This window comes from Vibrio sp. E150_011 (assembly GCF_053544015.1).
The window spans coordinates 152522-172352 of sequence record NZ_JBHFOL010000008.1; the positions used below are offsets into that span (position 1 = coordinate 152522).

At 45.6% G+C, this 19831-nt stretch carries 15 protein-coding genes and 1 tRNA gene; 14 read left to right on the forward strand and 2 right to left on the reverse strand.

Annotated features, from left to right (window positions below):
- Positions 1-18: 18 nt before the first annotated feature.
- Complete coding sequence (locus tag ACE1OE_RS14140) at positions 19-834, reverse strand: alpha/beta fold hydrolase (RefSeq protein WP_449211447.1); 816 nt, start codon at positions 832-834, stop codon at positions 19-21.
- A gap of 217 nt (positions 835-1051) precedes the next feature.
- Positions 1052-2071: a tRNA (adenosine(37)-N6)-threonylcarbamoyltransferase complex transferase subunit TsaD gene (gene tsaD, locus ACE1OE_RS14145; protein WP_372059892.1), complete on the reverse strand. Its 1020-nt coding sequence runs from the start codon at positions 2069-2071 to the stop codon at positions 1052-1054.
- 232 nt (positions 2072-2303) lie between these two features.
- Here tsaD and rpsU point away from each other — a divergent pair, with 232 nt between their 5' ends.
- The 14 genes from rpsU to ACE1OE_RS14215 all read left to right on the forward strand — a co-directional run bounded on the left by rpsU (position 2304) and on the right by ACE1OE_RS14215 (position 19769).
- Positions 2304-2519 (forward strand): 30S ribosomal protein S21, encoded by a 216-nt coding sequence (gene rpsU, locus ACE1OE_RS14150; RefSeq protein ID WP_001145625.1) that lies wholly within the window; start codon positions 2304-2306, stop codon positions 2517-2519.
- A 27-nt stretch (positions 2520-2546) separates the two neighbouring features.
- Positions 2547-2990 carry a GatB/YqeY domain-containing protein gene (locus ACE1OE_RS14155; RefSeq protein ID WP_102469834.1) on the forward strand — a complete coding sequence of 148 codons (444 nt, stop codon included), beginning with the start codon at positions 2547-2549 and terminating at the stop codon, positions 2988-2990.
- A 105-nt stretch (positions 2991-3095) separates the two neighbouring features.
- Positions 3096-4853 (forward strand): DNA primase, encoded by a 1758-nt coding sequence (gene dnaG / locus ACE1OE_RS14160; RefSeq protein ID WP_102469833.1) that lies wholly within the window; start codon positions 3096-3098, stop codon positions 4851-4853.
- Between the two features lie 97 nt (positions 4854-4950).
- Positions 4951-6801 carry an RNA polymerase sigma factor RpoD gene (gene rpoD / locus ACE1OE_RS14165; RefSeq protein WP_449211448.1) on the forward strand — a complete coding sequence of 617 codons (1851 nt, stop codon included), beginning with the start codon at positions 4951-4953 and terminating at the stop codon, positions 6799-6801.
- Positions 6802-6943: 142 nt separating this feature from the next.
- Positions 6944-7019: transfer RNA gene (locus ACE1OE_RS14170), tRNA-Ile, on the forward strand.
- Between the two features lie 955 nt (positions 7020-7974).
- A complete protein-coding gene (locus ACE1OE_RS14175; RefSeq protein ID WP_449211449.1) occupies positions 7975-8313 on the forward strand; it encodes a HopJ type III effector protein in 339 nt (112 codons plus the stop codon).
- Between the two features lie 960 nt (positions 8314-9273).
- On the forward strand, positions 9274-10956 hold the full coding sequence (locus ACE1OE_RS14180; RefSeq protein ID WP_372059890.1) for an ABC transporter substrate-binding protein: 1683 nt from the start codon (positions 9274-9276) through the stop codon (positions 10954-10956).
- 153 nt (positions 10957-11109) lie between these two features.
- Positions 11110-12096: an ABC transporter permease gene (locus ACE1OE_RS14185; protein ID WP_102469820.1), complete on the forward strand. Its 987-nt coding sequence runs from the start codon at positions 11110-11112 to the stop codon at positions 12094-12096.
- Between the two features lie 2 nt (positions 12097-12098).
- Positions 12099-13124, forward strand: coding sequence for an ABC transporter permease (locus ACE1OE_RS14190; protein WP_372059887.1), 1026 nt, complete (start codon positions 12099-12101; stop codon positions 13122-13124).
- Positions 13125-13126: 2 nt separating this feature from the next.
- Positions 13127-14116: an ABC transporter ATP-binding protein gene (locus ACE1OE_RS14195; RefSeq protein ID WP_102469818.1), complete on the forward strand. Its 990-nt coding sequence runs from the start codon at positions 13127-13129 to the stop codon at positions 14114-14116.
- A 48-nt stretch (positions 14117-14164) separates the two neighbouring features.
- A complete protein-coding gene (locus tag ACE1OE_RS14200; RefSeq protein WP_102469817.1) occupies positions 14165-15157 on the forward strand; it encodes an ABC transporter ATP-binding protein in 993 nt (330 codons plus the stop codon).
- A gap of 90 nt (positions 15158-15247) precedes the next feature.
- Positions 15248-16975, forward strand: coding sequence for a glycoside hydrolase family 9 protein (locus tag ACE1OE_RS14205; RefSeq protein ID WP_449211450.1), 1728 nt, complete (start codon positions 15248-15250; stop codon positions 16973-16975).
- Positions 16968-17843 (forward strand): BadF/BadG/BcrA/BcrD ATPase family protein, encoded by an 876-nt coding sequence (locus tag ACE1OE_RS14210; RefSeq protein WP_449211451.1) that lies wholly within the window; start codon positions 16968-16970, stop codon positions 17841-17843. The genes ACE1OE_RS14205 and ACE1OE_RS14210 overlap by 8 nt, the downstream gene beginning before the upstream one ends.
- 12 nt (positions 17844-17855) lie before the next feature.
- Complete coding sequence (locus ACE1OE_RS14215; protein ID WP_449211452.1) at positions 17856-19769, forward strand: beta-N-acetylhexosaminidase; 1914 nt, start codon at positions 17856-17858, stop codon at positions 19767-19769.
- Positions 19770-19831 lie beyond the last annotated feature (62 nt).

Consider the following 19831-nt stretch of genomic DNA (forward strand, 5'->3'; position numbering starts at 1 on the left):
TTTTCTGAAAAATGGTCTCTATTCGGCGTGCTGCGCTAAAAATTCTTGCAACTTAGCGGTTACGACATCGGGCTGCTCAAGGTTGCTAATATGCCCTGCACTTGGAATCACCATCAACTCGCTACCTGACACTAAATCTTGCATCAAGTAGGACTCTAATACTGGTCTTGGCTTATCTTCTGCGCCCACCGCAATCAATGTTGGTAACGCGAACTTCTCAAGCTCATCACATAGGTCTCGTCGACCAAATACCATGCGACCAATACGTGCAACCTCGACCGCCTCTTCACCTTGCAAGTTAGAAAGCTGACTGGTGAATGCCTCGACTAACCGTGGCGTGTTATTCACAGCATCTTGCGCAAAGAACATAGGCACAACGGCGTCGACGATCGCTTGAGGTACGGCTTTGAGTTGTGTGATGGTATCTAACATCGCAAAGTATTTAGTGTGCATGACTTCAGGCTCAAGCCCGACAAAGGTGTCCATCATGACCAAGCTTTTTACGCGAGACGGGACGAGTGAGGTCAACTCTGCGCCCCACATACCACCAACAGACAAACCAACAATAGAGAATTCATTGATACCGAGCTCATCTAACAATGCCACGATATGCTGAGCATAGTCGGTAAGGTTGCGCATAGACGTTGGGGCTGAATCAGACTCTCCATGTGCCCAAAGATCTGGAACAATGCAACGATAATGTTGACTCAAGGTGGCTATTTGCGGTGCCCACATATTACTATCCCACAAATAACTGTGACCAAAAACGACAACTGGGCCAGAGCCTATATCTTGATACGCCATCATTTGGCCATCAATAGAAAACTGTTTCATTGTTCTTATTCCCTATATTTTTTATTAAGATAGCACGCTTTAAAAGTAACAAACCTTAGGTGTTTTGTTTAAATTTGTCATTGAAAAAGGCCACTGATGTGACCTTTATTCTAACCTTGGGGGAATGACAATATTGAGTGACTGCGGTATTGAGTTGCTACAGTATTAAGCGGCTATGATGTCTAGCCACTTGAGTCATAAACTCACTCTCGTCTATTTAATCTTTAATCGGTGTTAACTGATCAATTGGCCAGCGAGGTGTGGCTTCTACTGCCATATCAGCGATATCTCCATTCTTTAACCGTTGCATTCCAGCATAAGCAATCATGGCACCGTTGTCCGTACAGAACTCAGTACGAGGATAATACACCTCTCCACCGACCTTCTTGGCCAGTGCCTCAAGCTCTTGACGTAGGAATTGGTTTGCGCTCACGCCACCAGCAATCACGATTCGCTTCATTCCCGTTTGCTTTAGTGCCCGCTTACATTTTATTGCTAACGTATCACAGACGGCTTCTTGGAACGCATAAGCGATATCAGCACGAGTCTGCGGATCATCGTCATTGGCTCGTATCGTGTTTGCAGCAAAGGTTTTTAAACCCGAAAAGCTCATATCCAGACCGGGTCTATCCGTCATCGGTCGTGGAAACTTAAAACGACCTTTGGTGCCTTTTTCTGCCAATTTTGACAACAACGGACCACCAGGGTATTCAAGCCCCATCAACTTTGCGGTTTTATCGAAGGCTTCGCCCGCAGCATCATCAATGGATTCACCTAAAATTTTATAATCACCGATACCTTTGACCTCAACGATCATGGTATGACCACCAGATACTAATAACGCGATAAAAGGAAACGGCGGTGGGTTATCTTCTAGCATTGGCGCTAACAAATGCCCTTCCATATGGTGCACGGGTACCGCTGGCACTCCCCATGCGTACGCCATACTACGACCAATTGTGGTACCAACAAGCAAGGCACCAACAAGGCCTGGACCAGAGGTGTAAGCAACACCATCAAGATCTTTTGGCGTTAAATTCGCTTCAGCCAATGCCGCTTTGATCAATGGGATCGTTTTTTTTACGTGATCACGAGAGGCTAACTCAGGCACCACACCACCATAATCAGCATGCAATTTGACTTGGCTATAGAGTTGATGTGATAGCAGGCCTTTCTCGTCATCATAGATGGCGATACCCGTTTCATCACAAGAGGTTTCAATACCTAAAATGCGCATAATGTTCTCGACATATTTCGAAATTGGCGCAATATTACCTCGTCATCGCCTCTCAAACAAATTTTGTACAAGAGATAAGCGGAAAAACACTTTACAAAGCCCATCTGATCGGATTAAAATTCCGCACCATTTTTGATTTAGCTGGTTTACCGATTAGAACTAAGGAATTTCTTAGGGCTAACAACAAAAGCACCAGCATTAATGAACAGATAAACCCTGAGGTGAAAGGCATATGCCAGTAGTTAAAGTACGTGAAAACGAACCGTTCGACGTTGCACTACGTCGTTTCAAGCGCTCTTGCGAAAAAGCAGGTATCCTTTCTGAAGTGCGTCGTCGTGAGCACTATGAAAAACCTACTACAGTACGCAAACGCGCTAAAGCAGCAGCTCAAAAGCGTCACGCTAAGAAGCTAGCTCGCGAAAACGCACGTCGCGTTCGCCTGTACTAATAACTAGGTCCCAAGAGGAATTTAGTTATGGCTCTTATTGAACAACTCAAAGAAGAGCAAAAGATTGCGATGAAAGCCAAGGACAAAGCTCGCCTTGGCACTATTCGTTTAGCCCTGTCAGCAATTAAGCAACGTGAAGTCGACGAACGGATTACTCTGAACGACGATGACATTATTGCAATTCTGACAAAAATGGTTAAACAACGTCGCGATTCTGTCTCTCAATTTGAAGCTGCGAATCGTCAAGATCTCGCGGATGCAGAAAAAGCTGAAATTACGGTTCTTGAGGATTTTATGCCTCAACCACTGACCGAAGACGAAGTAAGCGCGCTTATCGCAAGTGCTATTACAGAATCTGGTGCCGCTGGCATGCAAGACATGGGCAAAGTAATGGGCGTGCTGAAGCCGCAGATTCAAGGCCGAGCAGACATGGGTAAAGTAAGTGGTTTAGTTCGCGCTAAACTGGCTTAGTCACCCAATCGAATTGCAACAAGCCGTGCTATCCTCTGGAGTGCACGGCTTGTTTGTATCTCAACTCTAGTAAAAAGGGTTATCTCTTTCTTGTAAAAAGGTTTTATGGCTGGAATCATCCCCCGCAACTTCATTGACGACCTGCTTGCTCGACTCGATATTGTCGACATCGTTGATGCACGTGTAAAACTAAAAAAACAAGGTAAGAACTACGGCGCATGCTGCCCCTTCCACAATGAAAAGACGCCCTCATTTAGTGTCAGCCAAGACAAGCAGTTCTACCATTGCTTTGGTTGCGGTGTACACGGAAACGCGATTGATTTCCTAATGGAATACGATCGTCTTGAGTTCGTAGAAGCAATAGAAGAACTTGCCTCATCTCTAGGACTAGAGGTCCCAAGAGAGCAAACCAACGGCAAAAGCGGCTTTACCAAAGGGCCTACGGCCAACAGCGAACAAAAAAGATCCTTGTATGATCTCATGACCGCTATCGGACAATACTACAAAGATCAACTCAAGGTATCGAGCAACAAAATTGCGATTGAATACCTTAAAGGTCGTGGACTCTCTGGTGAAATCGTTCAAAAGTTTGGCATCGGGTACGTACCTGATGAATGGGACAACGTAAGAAAGAATTTTGGCCAACAAAAAGCCACTCAGGATATGCTTGTATCCGGTGGCATGCTGATAGAAAACGACAAAGGCAATCGATACGACCGTTTTCGTGGTCGCATCATGTTCCCTATCAGGGACAAACGTGGTCGTGTAATTGGATTTGGTGGTCGTGTACTTGGTAACGATACGCCCAAGTATCTCAATTCTCCCGAAACACCGATATTCCATAAAGGCAAAGAGCTGTATGGATTATATGAAGTCCTGCAAGCTTACCGTGAGCCACCACATATTCTCGTGGTTGAAGGCTATATGGATGTGGTTGCGCTAGCTCAATATAACGTTGATTACTCAGTAGCCTCGCTCGGAACATCGACAACAGGCGATCACCTGCAGGTGTTATTTCGTCAAACTAACACCGTCGTGTGTTGTTATGATGGTGATAGAGCCGGTAGAGATGCGGCCTGGCGAGCGCTTGAGAATGCCTTGCCACACCTAAAATCTGGCAACACCTTGAAGTTTCTATTTTTGCCAGATGGTGAAGACCCTGATAGCTATGTACGTAAGTATGGAAAAGAAGCACTAGAGCAACAAATTGAAAACGCGACACCGTTGTCTTCTTATTTATTCGATAACCTTATTGAGCTAAACAAGCTCAATCTAGGGTCGAATGAAGGAAAATCAGCCCTACGCGCCCTTTCGAGCGAATTGATCAATAAAATTCCTGATATTTACTTTCAGGAGTTATTAGAAAAGCGCTTAGATGAACGAACAGGCTTTGATAATCAACTCAGGCGCGCTCGCAAAACCAACGTAGAAACACGACCACAACCGCAAAAAGTGATCAAACGAACACCAATGCGTGATGTAATCGCTCTACTTTTGCAAAATCCGAGCTATGCTCAAATGGTACCGGATCTCTCAACAGTGAGAGATTTATCACTTCCTGGGTTAATTTTATTGGGCGAAGTGGTTGATAAGTGTCAAGCGCACCCCCATATGACTACAGGTCAACTGCTTGAACATTGGCGTAATACCAAGAATGAGGCGCTTCTGTCTCGTCTCGCAAGCTGGGATCTCCAGGTTGACGATGACAATCAAGAAGATGTATTTATTGACTCATTGGACCGAATTTTAGCCCAATGCGTGGAACAACAAATCGAAAACCTGCAAGCTAAAGAAAGAAGCGTCGGCTTATCAGTCGATGAAAAACGGGAGCTACTGGCCTTGATGCTAGATTTAAAAGCGTAACCCTATTTGTTTAGTCAGCAATAAATAAATTTGTTACTATTAACGGTTTGCATTTCGCATACTAAACCCTTCACTAGATCTAAGTTGGATATCGTCTATGGAGCAAAATCCGCAGTCACAGCTAAAACTGCTTGTCATCAAGGGCAAGGAACAAGGCTATCTGACCTACGCAGAAGTAAATGACCACCTACCTGAAGAGATTGTAGATTCTGAGCAGGTAGAAGATATTATTCAGATGATTAATGACATGGGTATTAAGGTGGTAGAAACTGCCCCTGATGCCGATGACCTTGCACTGAGTGATGAACAGTCTATCACCGATGAAGATGCTGCCGAAGCGGCTGCTGCCGCGCTTTCAAGCGTAGAAAGTGAAATTGGCCGTACCACCGATCCTGTCCGCATGTACATGCGTGAGATGGGCACTGTTGAGTTGTTGACTCGCGAAGGCGAAATCGATATTGCTAAGCGTATCGAAGATGGTATCAACCAGGTACAAGCCTCTGTTGCTGAGTACCCAGGTACTATTCCTTATATTCTTGAGCAGTTTGATAAAGTTCAAGCCGAAGAGTTGCGCCTGACCGATGTCATTCAAGGCTTCGTTGATCCTGATGACGATGGTACAACCGCACCAACCGCCACACACATCGGTTCAGAACTTGCTGAAACTGATCTTGCTGACGAAGATAAAGAAGGCGAAGACAGCTCTGACGAGGACGATGAGGAAGAAGAAGATCAAGGTATTGACCCAGAACTTGCTTTAGAGAAGTTCACGGCTCTGCGTAACACTTACCAAGACCTTCAGCTTGTTATCAACGAATTCGGATACGACAGCCCACAAGTGGCTAAGTCTCACGGTCTTGTACAAGAAGTCTTCAAAGAATTCCGTTTAACACCAAAACAATTTGATCACCTCGTAAGAGAGCTACGCACCTCAATGGATCGCGTAAGAACTCAAGAGCGTTTGATCATGCGTCAGGCTGTTGAATACGGAAAAATGCCGAAAAAATCATTCATTGCCCTCTTTACTGGCAATGAATCAAATGACGCATGGCTTGACGAAGTACTCAGCTCTGATAAGCCGTACGCTGAAAAAGTTCGTCGCTACGAAAATGACATTCGTCGTTCTATCCAAAAACTGGATATTATCGAAGAAGAAACGTCACTTTCAGTACAAAATATCAAAGACATCAGCCGTCGTATGTCTATCGGTGAAGCGAAAGCTCGTCGTGCTAAGAAAGAGATGGTTGAAGCGAACTTACGTCTGGTAATTTCGATTGCTAAAAAGTACACCAACCGTGGCCTACAATTCTTGGATCTAATCCAAGAAGGTAACATCGGTTTGATGAAAGCCGTTGATAAGTTTGAATACCGTCGTGGTTATAAGTTCTCAACTTACGCTACATGGTGGATTCGTCAGGCGATCACTCGTTCAATCGCTGACCAAGCACGTACCATCCGTATTCCGGTGCACATGATCGAAACGATCAACAAGCTGAACCGTATTTCTCGTCAAATGCTTCAAGAAATGGGTCGTGAGCCTCTTCCTGAAGAACTGGCAGAACGTATGCAAATGCCGGAAGACAAGATCCGTAAGGTTCTTAAGATTGCCAAAGAGCCAATCTCAATGGAGACACCAATTGGTGACGACGAAGATTCGCATCTAGGTGACTTTATCGAAGATACGACTCTCGAGCTGCCTCTAGACTCCGCGACAATGACGAGCCTACGAGTTGCAACGAAAGATGTTCTAGCGGGTCTGACTCCTCGTGAGGCGAAAGTACTTCGTATGCGTTTTGGTATTGATATGAACACTGACCACACTCTTGAAGAGGTGGGTAAACAGTTCGACGTAACACGTGAACGTATTCGTCAAATCGAAGCGAAAGCACTGCGTAAACTTCGTCACCCTAGCCGCTCAGAGACTCTGCGTAGCTTCCTAGACGAGTAACAACCGCATAAATCAGACAAAAGGTGAGCACTAGCTCACCTTTTTTGTGTCTATTGGTTTAAGTGATTAAAAAGCAAGCGCAATTAGCCCTGCTTACGTCTAGACAGCTTGCCTACCATCCCCTATAATCTCTTCCCTATAAGGCCCCTTAGCTCAGTGGTTAGAGCACTCGACTCATAATCGATTGGTCCGCAGTTCAAGTCTGCGAGGGGCCACCAAATACAGAAAGGCCTGAGAGCATTATTGCTTCTCAGGCCTTTTGCTTTTCTGCTCTTCTATAGCAAAAAATCTAAGCACACCCTCTTCTACCTCAAATGATTTATCTCATCATTAGACGCATTGAGTTTTCTCTTTGCTCTAGCACAATACCATTCAAGAAGTATCGACATTCAAGCGAAATATAAATGACTGACGACTCTTACCTTAACATTCTATGACCCACCGAAGTTAAGTCATCATCCTTGTGGAAGCAAAGATGACTCAAAGCGAGCAACTCACTTGAAATACAAACCAAGTGCTAAGAACCAATTCACTACGCGCTGGTGAAGATCCCCTTGTTCAAGGGGATGACGGTTATTTTGATTGGTGGGAGCAGTCACATGCCAGAGTCTATTCTGCGCTGACGAAAACCAAGCCCAAGCTAACGCACCTTGGAGAGCGACCTCTTAGTACGTCACGTTCTAACTCATCCCAATTAGGCCGTTATTCTTGTGAAAACGGGGATCTCCCAAAGCGTGTAACTCACTTAAAATAACAACCAAGTGCGAGGAAACCAGTTCACAACGCGCTGGTGAAGATCCCCTTTTTCAAGGGGATGACGGTTATTTTGATTGGTGGAAGAAGTCACATGCCAGAGTCTATTCTGCGCTGACGAAAGCCAAGTACTAGGAAGCTGTTCACGACGCGCTGATGAAGCTCCCCCCCCCCCTTTTTCCAAGGGGTGACGGTTAGTCTTTATTTGTGGGAGCAGTTACAGCCCAAGCTTCATTCTGCGCTAGCGAAGACAGAGCTGACACGTTTTTGAACCGTTCAAATTTGTAAATAACGAGCTGCCGAAATAAATCTGCAAGAACGTAACTGTCCATCAACAAGTACTTTTTCTACTTGTTACTCACTTTTGATTGGCCTGATGATATAGTACGGGCTCTGATGAATCACGAGGGAGAACATAATATGGATAAATTTCTAGAGTTACTGGCTACAAAGCCTAATGAAGTCATGTTTGAGCAAACGATGCAAGTTATTGACGAGCATTTTAAGTTTAACCCAGTCCGCTTCGTAAACGGAGAAACCGAAAATCAAGCAGGACAAAATAATGGGTCTTGTAAGATTTTTGCTTTTGCTCAGGCTCAAGGGTTAGATGAATCATCAACGCTCGCTTGTTTTGGTCAATTCTATCGTGACGACGTTTTAAAACACCCTAATGGTAGCGACCATGCCAACATTCGTAACTTCATTCAGCACGGTTGGGTAGGCATTCATTTTGATGGAATCGCATTAACAGCAAAGTAGGTCTTCTGACAGACTTAATGTTAAAAACACTTGCTAGTACAAACCAGCTGCTAAAAATTCGTCTTCAATATTAGACTCTCAAACACGCTGATGAAGATCCCCTTTTTCAAGGGGATGACGGTTATTTTTATTTTTGAGAGCAATAACATACCAGAACCTATTCTGTCCTGAAAAAGATCATACGCTGACGCACCTTTGGACAGAGACTTTGTTGTAAACTACCGAAGCCGTAAAGACTTCGAATGCTCTCCTTTATTCCAAACGCCCTACCTATTAGCTCATTTACTCGTGACCATGACATCCTCTCACCACGGCAAAGCAATGCTTAACCATTCTATTAAGATGACCAACACTTAGCTCGAAATTAGACAGCCCCCACAGCGCCTTTTTACCCCTGACATGCCATCCTACTTCCTGACGCCTCTTTTTGTACGATACAAAACAAGTGATATTATTGGTGTCATGACAAGGCAATAGAGGGATGAAAATTGCAAATTGCAGCCTCGAAACCAGGAGTAAATAACCAGTTTGCGACCACAATCACAACAAATTGCCATTACTAATTATCAAGTTAAATTAACGTGTCAATTCTCAACGTGACAACCATCACCATTTTCAACAAACACCACGAAGCACTGAATAAAAAAGAACAAAGCCGTAGTGAACACTAACAAACAACAATATAAAATTATTGAATGTGATTGATATCACCCTAACTCAGCGCTCAAAAAACCAGCAAAAGACTGTGATTTTAACGTTTTTGACAACACTAGACCCAAAATTGACGTTTTTGACGGAGAGCGTAATTGATAAATCTTTCTTTAAGGTGTTTTCTAGTAGTGCCTAAGGCTTACAGGCCACTCTTCAGGACACAAACACAAGAGGTAGGCTTTAGCAAAACGTGAGGGTAAATCTCCAATGTTTACCCTGTGAAACAAAAGCAAATAGTAAGGAATAGCTATGCTTGCGCATATTAAAAAAACAGCACTCGCGACAGCAATGATTGCCACAGCGGTAACCGGATTCAGCTCTGTAGCAGCGGCGGCAGAACGTAATGAACTGACGGTTCACCCGAAAGAGTTCAATACCTTTGTTCGTAACTTCAACCCATATTTGGGTGCAACAAACCTACATACTACCACCGACTTTATTTATGAGCCTTTAGTTGTCTTCAATGAAATGCACGGCAATAAACCGGTATTCCGTCTTGCAGAAGGCTTTGAAATGTCAGATGACCTAATGACGGTCACCTTCGACATTCGTAAAGGCGTGAAGTGGTCTGATGGTGAAAGTTTTGACGCTGACGATGTTCTTTTCTCATTCAATCTTGTTAAGTCAAAACCAGAGCTTGATCAAAGCGGTATTAACTCTTGGGTAGAAAAAGTCGAGAAGCTTAATGACCATCAGGTAAAATTCTATCTCACTGAAGCCAACTCAAACGTCCCTTATGAGATCGTAAAGGTCCCTGTCGTTCCTGAGCATGTTTGGAAAGATATTAAAGACCCAGCTACGTTTACTAATGAAAACCCTGTCGGTTCTGGTCCATTTACTGAGATCGATACCTTTACAGGCCAGCTTTACGTTCAATGTCGCAACGAGAACTACTGGGATGCCGACAACCTAGAAGTGGATTGTTTACGCGTCCCTCAGATTGCTAATAATGACCAGTTCTTAGGTAAGGTCGTCAACTCTGAGATGGATTGGACGTCATCATTTATTCCAGATATTGACCGCACCTACGCTGCGGCAAGCCCTAATCATCACTACTGGTACCCGCCATCAGGCACACAAGCGTTCATGCTTAACTTTAAGAACCCAGATGAAGTTAAAAATGAAGCACTCAACAACGTTGATTTCCGTCGTGCATTCTCAATGGCGCTTGATCGCCAAACCATCATTGATATTGCGTTTTACGGTGGTGGCACGGTGAACGACTTCGCATCGGGCTTGGGCTATGCCTTTACCGCTTGGTCTGATGAAGCGACACATAATAAGTTTAAGGGTTATAACTCTTATGACGTTGAGGGAGCAAAAGCACTGCTTTCAAAAGCGGGCTTTAAAGATGTCAATAATGATGGCTTTGTTGATACGCCAGAAGGTAAGTCTTTTGAGCTGTTGATTCAATCGCCAAATGGTTGGACTGATTTCAACAACACGGTACAACTTGCTGTTGAGCAACTTGCTGAGGTTGGTATCAAAGCGAAAGCTCGTACCCCTGACTTCTCCGTCTACAACCAGTCAATGCTTGAGGGTTCATACGACGTCGCATACACCAACTATTTCCATGGTGCCGACCCTTACACATATTGGAACAGCGCGTACAACTCAACACTGCAACACGGTGATGGTATGCCACGTTTTGCGATGCATTTTTACCAAAACTCAGACCTAGATTCATTGCTAAGCAGCTTCTATAAAACGGCTGATAAAGATGAGCAAATGAAGATCGCTCACGGTATTCAAAAAATCATCGCTCAGGATCAGGTAACAGTACCCGTCATGTCTGGCGCCTACATGTTCCAATATAACACCACTCGCTACACAGGTTGGTGGAATGAGCAAAACCCTCAAGGCCGTCCAAATATCTGGGCTGGTATCCCTGAGCGCTTGCTACACGTACTGGACCTAAAACCAGTTAAATAAATCATCAGTAAATAGAGCGGTACTTCCGTACCGCTTTCATCCCCTTTTTATATTCAATTGAATGTGTGGCGTTTGTCGTCAGGGGATAGCTCGTCTCAATGTTATGGACGGCAATACCGGCAAGTAAGATGCTGGGTAAACAAGGTGTAAGTTATGGGTTATTTTTTAAGACGATTGTCCTTTTATTGTATGGCGCTTTTAGTTGCGGCCACTATCAACTTTATTATTCCACGCGCAATGCCTGGCGACCCCGTCACCATGATGTTCGCGCATACTACGGTACAAATTACCCCAGAGCGAATTGCTGCAATGAAAGAGTTGCTCGGCTTCGTAGATGGTAATTACTTTGTTCAGTATCTCGCTTACATGAAAAACATTCTGAGCTGGGAGCTTGGTACCTCAGTGCAGTTTTTCCCCTTATCAGTAAACAGCTTACTTGGCAGTGCTTTTGGCTGGTCTCTGTTTCTTGCTGGTTGTGCTGTCGTTCTGTCTTTCTCTGTAGGATCGATACTGGGTATCTTCGCAGCTTGGAAACGAGGCAGTCGCTTTGACACCTTTATCACCCCCGGAATGCTGATTATTCAAGCAATTCCACAGGTCGTTATCGCGATGTTAGCACTGTTCATTTTCGCTATCGGCCTTAAGTGGTTCCCAACCGGTTATGCCTATACCGCCGGTACCACACCTGACTGGACCAGCTGGGCTTTCATTAAAGACGTACTGTATCACGCCGTTCTGCCCCTTATCTGTGCCACGATCATTCAAATTGGTGGCTTCCTCGTCAACATGCGTAACAACATGATTAACCTGCTCAACGAAGACTACATCACGATGGCCAAAGGCAAAGGCCTAAGCGAAAACCGTGTCGTTTTCAACTATGCAGCTAGAAACGCCATGCTGCCAAGTGTCACCGCACTTTCTATGTCTCTTGGCATGGCGCTTGGTGGACAACTCATCATCGAGATCATCTTTAACTACCCCGGTTTAGGCAGTGTCATGCTTAACGCGATTCATGCTCGTGATTATCAAGTCCTACAGGGCCAACTGCTTATCATGACGCTCTTTATGCTGTTCTTTAACTTAGTCGCTGACATGTTGTATGTCGTGCTTGACCCCCGCCTACGCAAAGGAGGCAAATAATTATGAAAGGATTCCTCTCTCTCGTATGGCGAAATACCACCGCTCGTATTGGACTCATTATTGTTGGTTTATTCATATTCATGGCAATCGCAGCGCCATTAATTACTAAGCATGCGCCAGATAAACGCACCGGAAACCCTCATGAATACCCTGGATTTGTTGTCAAAATGGCACAAGAAAATCCGGATGGATGGGTCGCTGAAAATCTGGCTGACAATCGCCGAGCACTGCTCATGTCAAAAAAAGCCGACCACACATTGGGCACGACACGTATGGGACGTGATGTCTGGTCACAGGTCGTTTATGGCGCTCGTGTGTCTTTAATGGTGGGTTTCGGTGCTGGATTAACCGTATGCATTTTGGCAACCGTTATCGGTATTTCAGCCGGTTATTTTGGTGGAAAAGTCGACGATGTACTAACGGCTGCCATGAACATCATGCTGGTTATTCCTCAGTACCCTTTATTATTTGTGGTCGCCGCCTTTATCGGCGAAGCCGGGCCATTAACCATTTCTCTGGTGATCGGTTTTATGTCCTGGGCTTGGGGGGCAAGGGTTATTCGTTCACAAACACTTTCACTGCGCGAAAAAGAGTTTGTAAAAGCAGCGGAAGTCCTTGGGGAGTCAAGACTGCGTATTATTTTTGTTGAGCTACTCCCGAATCTAATCTCGATTGTTGGCGCGAGCTTCATCGGTTCCGTCATGTATGCGATTTCAATGGAAGCCATCATCTCTTTCTTAGGGATGGGCGATCCGAATACTGTCAGCTGGGGCATCATGCTCTACAACGTTCAAACCTCATCGGCGATGTTGATTGGCGCGTGGTGGGAAATGCTCGCACCTTGTTTTGCTCTGATACTCCTCGTGACTGGTTTAGCGCTGCTTAACTTTGCTGTTGATGAGATTGCCAACCCGCAACTTCGTTCTCACAAAGGTATGAAGCGTTGGAAAAAACTCGCTAAGCAAGACAAAGATACTCGTGAACCTGAACTTCCACCACAGAATGCACTTTGGAGCGGAGACCGTTAATTATGCCTAATCCACTAATTTCAATCCGCAACCTTTGCGTCGATTACATTACCGATGCCGGTGATGTACGAGCTTGTAATAACGTCAGTTTCGATATCGCACCGGGTGAGGTCTTTGGCCTTGCTGGGGAGTCAGGCTGTGGCAAGTCAACCGTTGCATTCTCACTCATGCGCTTACACAAGCCGCCCGCTTATATCAGCTCAGGGCAGGTTATTTTCAACGGTGAAGATATCTTGCAGTACAGTGATGAGCGCATGCAGACTTTTCGCTGGAGCGAGATGTCGATGGTATTTCAAAGCGCCATGAATGCGCTAAATCCAGTACTTACCATCGAAGAGCAATTTTGCGATGTCATCATGCGCCATACCAACATGACACGCCAGCAAGCGAAGAAACGTGCTGAAGGACTGCTTGAGATCGTCGATATTCATCCAAGTCGACTGAATGATTACCCTCACCAGTTTTCTGGCGGCATGCGTCAGCGTCTTGTTATTGCCATCGCACTCGCGCTCAATCCAAAAATGATCATTATGGATGAGCCTACAACAGCGTTAGATGTGGTCGTGCAGCGCGAGATCTTACAGAAGATATACGCCCTGAAAGAAGAGTTTGGCTTTTCTATCTTATTCATCACTCATGATATCTCATTGATGGTGGAATTCTCCGACCGTATCGGGATCATGTATTCCGGTGAACTGATCGAGATAGCACCCTCAAAGCAAATATTAGAATCACCTTACCATCCTTATACCAAAGGGCTGGGAAGTTCATTTCCTCCATTGACGGGACCTAAGACAAAGCTAACTGGTATTCCTGGTAATCCACTTAACCTGCTGGAAATCCCACAAGGTTGCCGCTTCCAAGCTCGCTGTGAACGCGTGCATGAGGCCTGTACCAAGATACCTACTCAGCTGCGTCAGATAGAAGCGAATCGCTTCTCAAACTGTCATTTATACGGCGAACATATCGCGGTCACTGAAGCGTTGTCATAGACAGCCACCAGTAAAAAACAAGCAACAATACCATTTCTGGAGATGAATATGAGCAACTATGGTGAACTGCTAATTGAAGGCAACAACGTCGTAAAAGACTTTCCAATTAACAGCAATACACTGTCTCAACCAATGATGCGTGCCATTAATGACGTGTCATTCAAGATGTATAAGAGTCGTGGTCTGGCCGTTGTTGGTGAGTCGGGTTCAGGCAAGTCAACCACAGCCAAAATGATCGCAAAAATGTATGCACCAAGTGGTGGTGAAATTAAATATCGTGGCCGTGATATACAAGATATTACTAAGCGAGCTGAGCTGACTCAGTATCGCCAAGGCGTACAAATGGTGTGGCAAGATCCGTTTGGATCACTCAATCCTACCCACACCATTTTCCACCACATTGCGCGCCCTTTGCTGATCCATAACAAGGTCAACAAGCGCAATAAAAAAGAGCTGGAAGAACGTATCTATGACCTGCTTGAGCAAGTTGGATTGATTCCTGCGAAAGAAACGGCCGCTAAATACCCGCATCAACTTTCTGGTGGGCAACGTCAACGTGTCAACCTCGCAAGAAACATTGCGATTGGTGCCGAAGTCGTCTTAGCCGATGAGCCAACATCCATGCTCGATGTTTCCATTCGCGCAGGGGTATTGAACCTCATGGAAGAGATGAAGTTTGAAAAGCAAATGTCCTTGCTTTACATCACACATGATATTGCCACTGCTCGCTATATCGCAGAGGACATATCCGTGATGTACGTCGGTCATATGGTGGAATGGGGGGATACCGATGAGGTCATCGCTAACCCTCAACACCCTTACACACAACTCTTGGTTTCCGCGGTACCCGATCCCGCTAAATCTATCCACGAAAAGCTAAAAGGCAATAAAGGTGAAATCCCATTATGGACACCTCAATCCATCGGCTGCCCTTTTTCTGGACGTTGTGCGCACGCGACCAAGCGCTGCTCAGAAGCCTTACCAAGCGTCACCAAACTGGCTGAAAACCACTTTGTACGCTGCTACTTATACGAAAACTAATTTATTTATACAAAAGCTAATTACGACAAAAACCAATCATTGGGCCTGCTCATACACGGGGCCTAATGACACGGCTGGCTGGGACACATCATGCAATTTTTAACAAACCACATTGGTTATCAGGCAACAGGCACTAAATGTGCGGTCCTTATGTCTGAGCATGCGCTCACCGAAATCGGCAGTGCTTTTTTAATCAACGCAACAAGCCACGCCAGGGTTTTGGAGATCCCTTTATTGGGAGGTTCTCGCGTTGATGACTGGCATCAGGGGTACTTTTTTGAGATTGATTTTAGCGAGTGTCAGTTACCTGGCGACTATTATCTCAGCTACCAATCGGCTTACTCACACACCTTTAAAATTGGTGACCACCAGCTTATGGATCGTGCCTTTTCAGACATCATCCATTATTTCAAATCCCAGCGATGCAGTGGCAGTATCTTTGATGACGCAGACCGCTCAGCGAAAGTGGTGAATAGCCACGAACGCATTGATGTTCATGGAGGATGGTATGACGCCTCAGGTGATGTAAGTAAGTACTTAAGTCATTTGTCCTACGCCAATTATCTCAATCCTCAGCAAACCCCAATGGTGGTGTGGAATCTGCTTAAAGCCGAAGAGGTCTTACGCGACAGCTTGGCGCACTCTTTTGTTCAAACAAGAGTGCATGAAGAAGCGCGTTTTGGGGCTGAATTTTTGCTTCGCATGCAGCACCCCGATGGTTACTTCTACATGACGGTGTTTGATAAATGGAGTAAAGACACAGAGCAACGCGAAATCTGTGCCTATGAGACACAGCTTGGGCACAAAAAGTCGGACTATCAGGCTGGGTTTCGCCAAGGTGGGGGGATGTCGATTGCTGCATTAGCGAAAGCGAGCCTCATCGCCAACGTGGCACCAGACAAGACCCAACAATTTTTAGCCGCGGCCGAAGCGGGTTATGCCCACCTCAAACAATACAACACACACTACCTCGATGATGGCATCGAAAACATCATCGACGAGTACTGCGCGCTATTAGCCAGCGTTGAACTGTATCGCTCAACGAACCAAAAACAGTATCTAACAGAAGCAAGGTCTTGGGCAGAGGCGCTCGCAAAGCGCGCCGCCCACGATGAACAGTATGCATTCTACTGGTCAAGCAATACCGACGGTTCTCGTCCTTATTATCATGCCGCAGAAGCTGGGTTACCGGTTATCGCACTTAATGAGTATGTACTAATAGAAGATGATGCCTCTCGAGCCAAGCGATTTACTCAGCTCATACAAGAAGCGTGTCAATTCGAACTCACCATCACTCAAGAGGTGTTTAACCCATTTGGCTACCCTCGCCAATACACAAAACCAATCGATGGTGTAAAACGCAGCGCTTTCTTTATTCCTCATAACAACGAATCTGGATATTGGTGGCAAGGGGAAAACGCTCGTCTTGCTTCTTTGGCTACGATGGCGCTTACCGTGCAATCTCAACTTGATAGTTCAACGTTAAAAAAAGAGCTTGAAAGCTACGCCGCTAATGCCATGAACTGGATTCTAGGCGCTAACCCTTACGACATGTGCATGTTAGACGGGCATGGCCACAATAACCCTGAGTATTTGGCTAATCTCGGTTTTTTTAATGCTCATGGCGGCATTTGTAACGGCATCACCGCTGGGTTCGATAATGAAGGCGACATTGCCTTTAATCCGCCAAATCAAAAAGATGACATGCTACAAAACTGGCGTTGGGGAGAACAGTGGATCCCACACGCGGCTTGGTTCCTGTTGGCTGCGGCGCTCACTCATCAGCACTACCACCTCAAGGAGCGTTCCCATGCCTAAATTTATCGCTGGTATCGACGGCGGTGGTACATCGTGTCGAGCACGAATCCTAACCGAACAGGGTGAACGCATTGGTGAAGGAAAAAGTGGTAGTGCCAATATTATGCTAGGGGCGGATGTGGCGATGTCTGCGGTCATAAAAGCCGTTACAGCCGCTCTCGTTCAAGGCGGCTTAAATCGCGATGCGCTGTCTCAGGTTCATGTTGGTTTAGCGCTCGCGGGGGCAGAACATAAAGCGGCATATCAGGCATTTATGAGCACTGAACATCCCTTTGCCAGCCTGACACTTAATACTGACGCATACGGAGCGTGCTTAGGTGCACACCGTGGTCAAGATGGCGCGATCATGATTGCAGGCACAGGATCATGTGGAATATTGCTAAAGGACGGCCAGCAGTTTGTTGTGGGTGGTAGAGAGTTTCCAATCTCAGATCAGGGTGGCGGTGCCATCATGGGGCTTCGCCTTATACAAGAGGTGTTGCTAATCCAAGATGGTATCAAGCCACCGTCTCCACTGGCCGATCTGGTTATGAGTCATTTTGATCACGATGTCGATCGCATTGTGGAATGGTCCAAAACCGCATTGCCTTGTGATTATGGGCAATTTTCACCCGCTATTTTCGACTATGCATTGCTCAACGAGGAGCTAGGAAAATCGTTACTGCAACAAACCGCTGACGATATTGAGATGTACCTGTCGGCATTGAATCAACAAGGTGCACAGCGTATCTGTTTAATGGGCAGCATCGCACAACGCATCCATGATTGGTTATCACCAAAGGCACAGCGCTGGATAGTCGAACCGCAAGGTGACGCGATGGATGGGGCACTGATGATGGCGGGTCAACGCCAGCACAATCTATATTAAATGGGGATGACTATGGATTTTCGCGTCGATATCGCAGTACTAGAGAGCCACACGAAAGGCAGTCGCTTTGGCTTAACCCTGCACAATCTTTCTGAAAAAAGCTACGCACATTGGCGTCTAAGTTTCACCTTTGATCGCTACATTGATCCAAGTAGCATCTCAGGTGGGCAGATCACACAAGTAGGCAGTTTTTGTACACTCGATATAATAGAATCAGTGTTGTATTCCAATCATCATGTCTATGTTGAGTTTTCAATTTTAACCGCCCCTTTCCGGTTTCTTTCTGATGGTATTAAGGAAGCGTATCTAGATACTGACTCACTATCTCGAGCAGGCGTTAGCGTATCGCCAATCGTACTGAAAGACCCACATCACCATCACACCCCAACACCTGATGTTAACTCACATACACACCAATTGATCCCTGAGCCAATGAGTTTCACACAGTCTGATGGCGTGTTTGAGCTCACTCGGTATAGTCAGATCACCTGTGATCACCCTGAGAGTAAAGGCGCTGCCGAATGGCTACAACAAGAAGTTGAACGCTTATTTTCTATTACACCTAAGTCCATTGGGCAACAAGGCATTCACTTCAAACGCAGCCCTGTGCTATCAAAAGAAGAATACAAACTCAATATCGATAGCTCAGGTATCACTATTGAAGCCACATCTGACGCTGGTTTTATCTATGCAGCTAGCACACTAATCCAGCTTTTTCATTTTGACGAAGCAAGACAAACATTAACGGTGCCGTTTGTTTCCATACAGGACAAACCTCGTTTTTCTTACCGTGGTGTCATGCTTGATAGCGCGCGTCACTTCCAGCCTGTTGATGAAATAAAACGCTTTATTAATCTATTGGCACACTACAAGTTCAACACATTCCACTGGCACCTTACCGACGATGAAGGATGGCGAATAGAAATAAAAGCGCTGCCAGCTCTGACCGATATCGGCGCATGGCGCGGACCAGAAGAAGTGTTAGAACCACAATTTCATCATATTTCGAACAAATATGGCGGTTTTTACTCACAACAAGAAATCAAAGATATCGTCGCGTTCGCTGCCGTTCGTGACATTCAAGTGATACCCGAAATTGATATCCCTGGTCACTGCCGAGCAGCCATTAAGTCTCTGCCTGAGATGCTCGTTGATCACGATGATCGCTCTACCTACCGTAGCGTCCAGCACTATACCGATAACACCTTATCCCCTGGGATTGCAGGAACGTATCAATTCCTAGATATCGTATTGGAAGAAGTCTCACAGCTATTTCCTGCACCTTACCTACATATCGGCGCTGATGAAGTGCCAATTGGTTCTTGGGCAAGCAGCCCAAGCTGTCAAAAGCTCATGCAAACCCACGGCTATAACAGCACTAAAGAACTGCAGGGACATCTACTAAGATACGCTGAAGACAAACTTCGCTCACTCGGCAAACGAATGTTGGGTTGGGAAGAAGCGCATTTTGGCAACAAAGTCAGTAAAGATACCGTTATTTACTCGTGGTTAAGTGAAGAGGCCGCCATCAATTGCGCAAAAATGGGTTACGACGTGGTGCTTCAACCCGCTCAAACCACCTATCTTGATATGGCTCAAGACCGCAGCAGCGATGAACCTGGTGTCGATTGGGCATCGGTCATTTCACTCGAGCAAGCATACCAATATGAGCCACTGTCGGACATTGCCCATGATGACCCCATTAATAAACGCATATTAGGTATCCAAGCCGCGCTGTGGACAGAGCTCATTGCCCATCAAGATCGCCTGGACTATATGGTTTTTCCACGCTTACTCGCCCTGTCCGAAACAGCTTGGAGTCATAACCTAAATAAAAATTACTCACACTTTTTAGCAAGACTAAAACCACACTTAACCTTGCTGGACAGACAACGCATTCAATACAGGCCTCCTTGGTCAGAATAGGCTGACTTGATAACAAGAATGGTGATCATACCGAGACTAACGACCAGGATCACGGCTAGAAA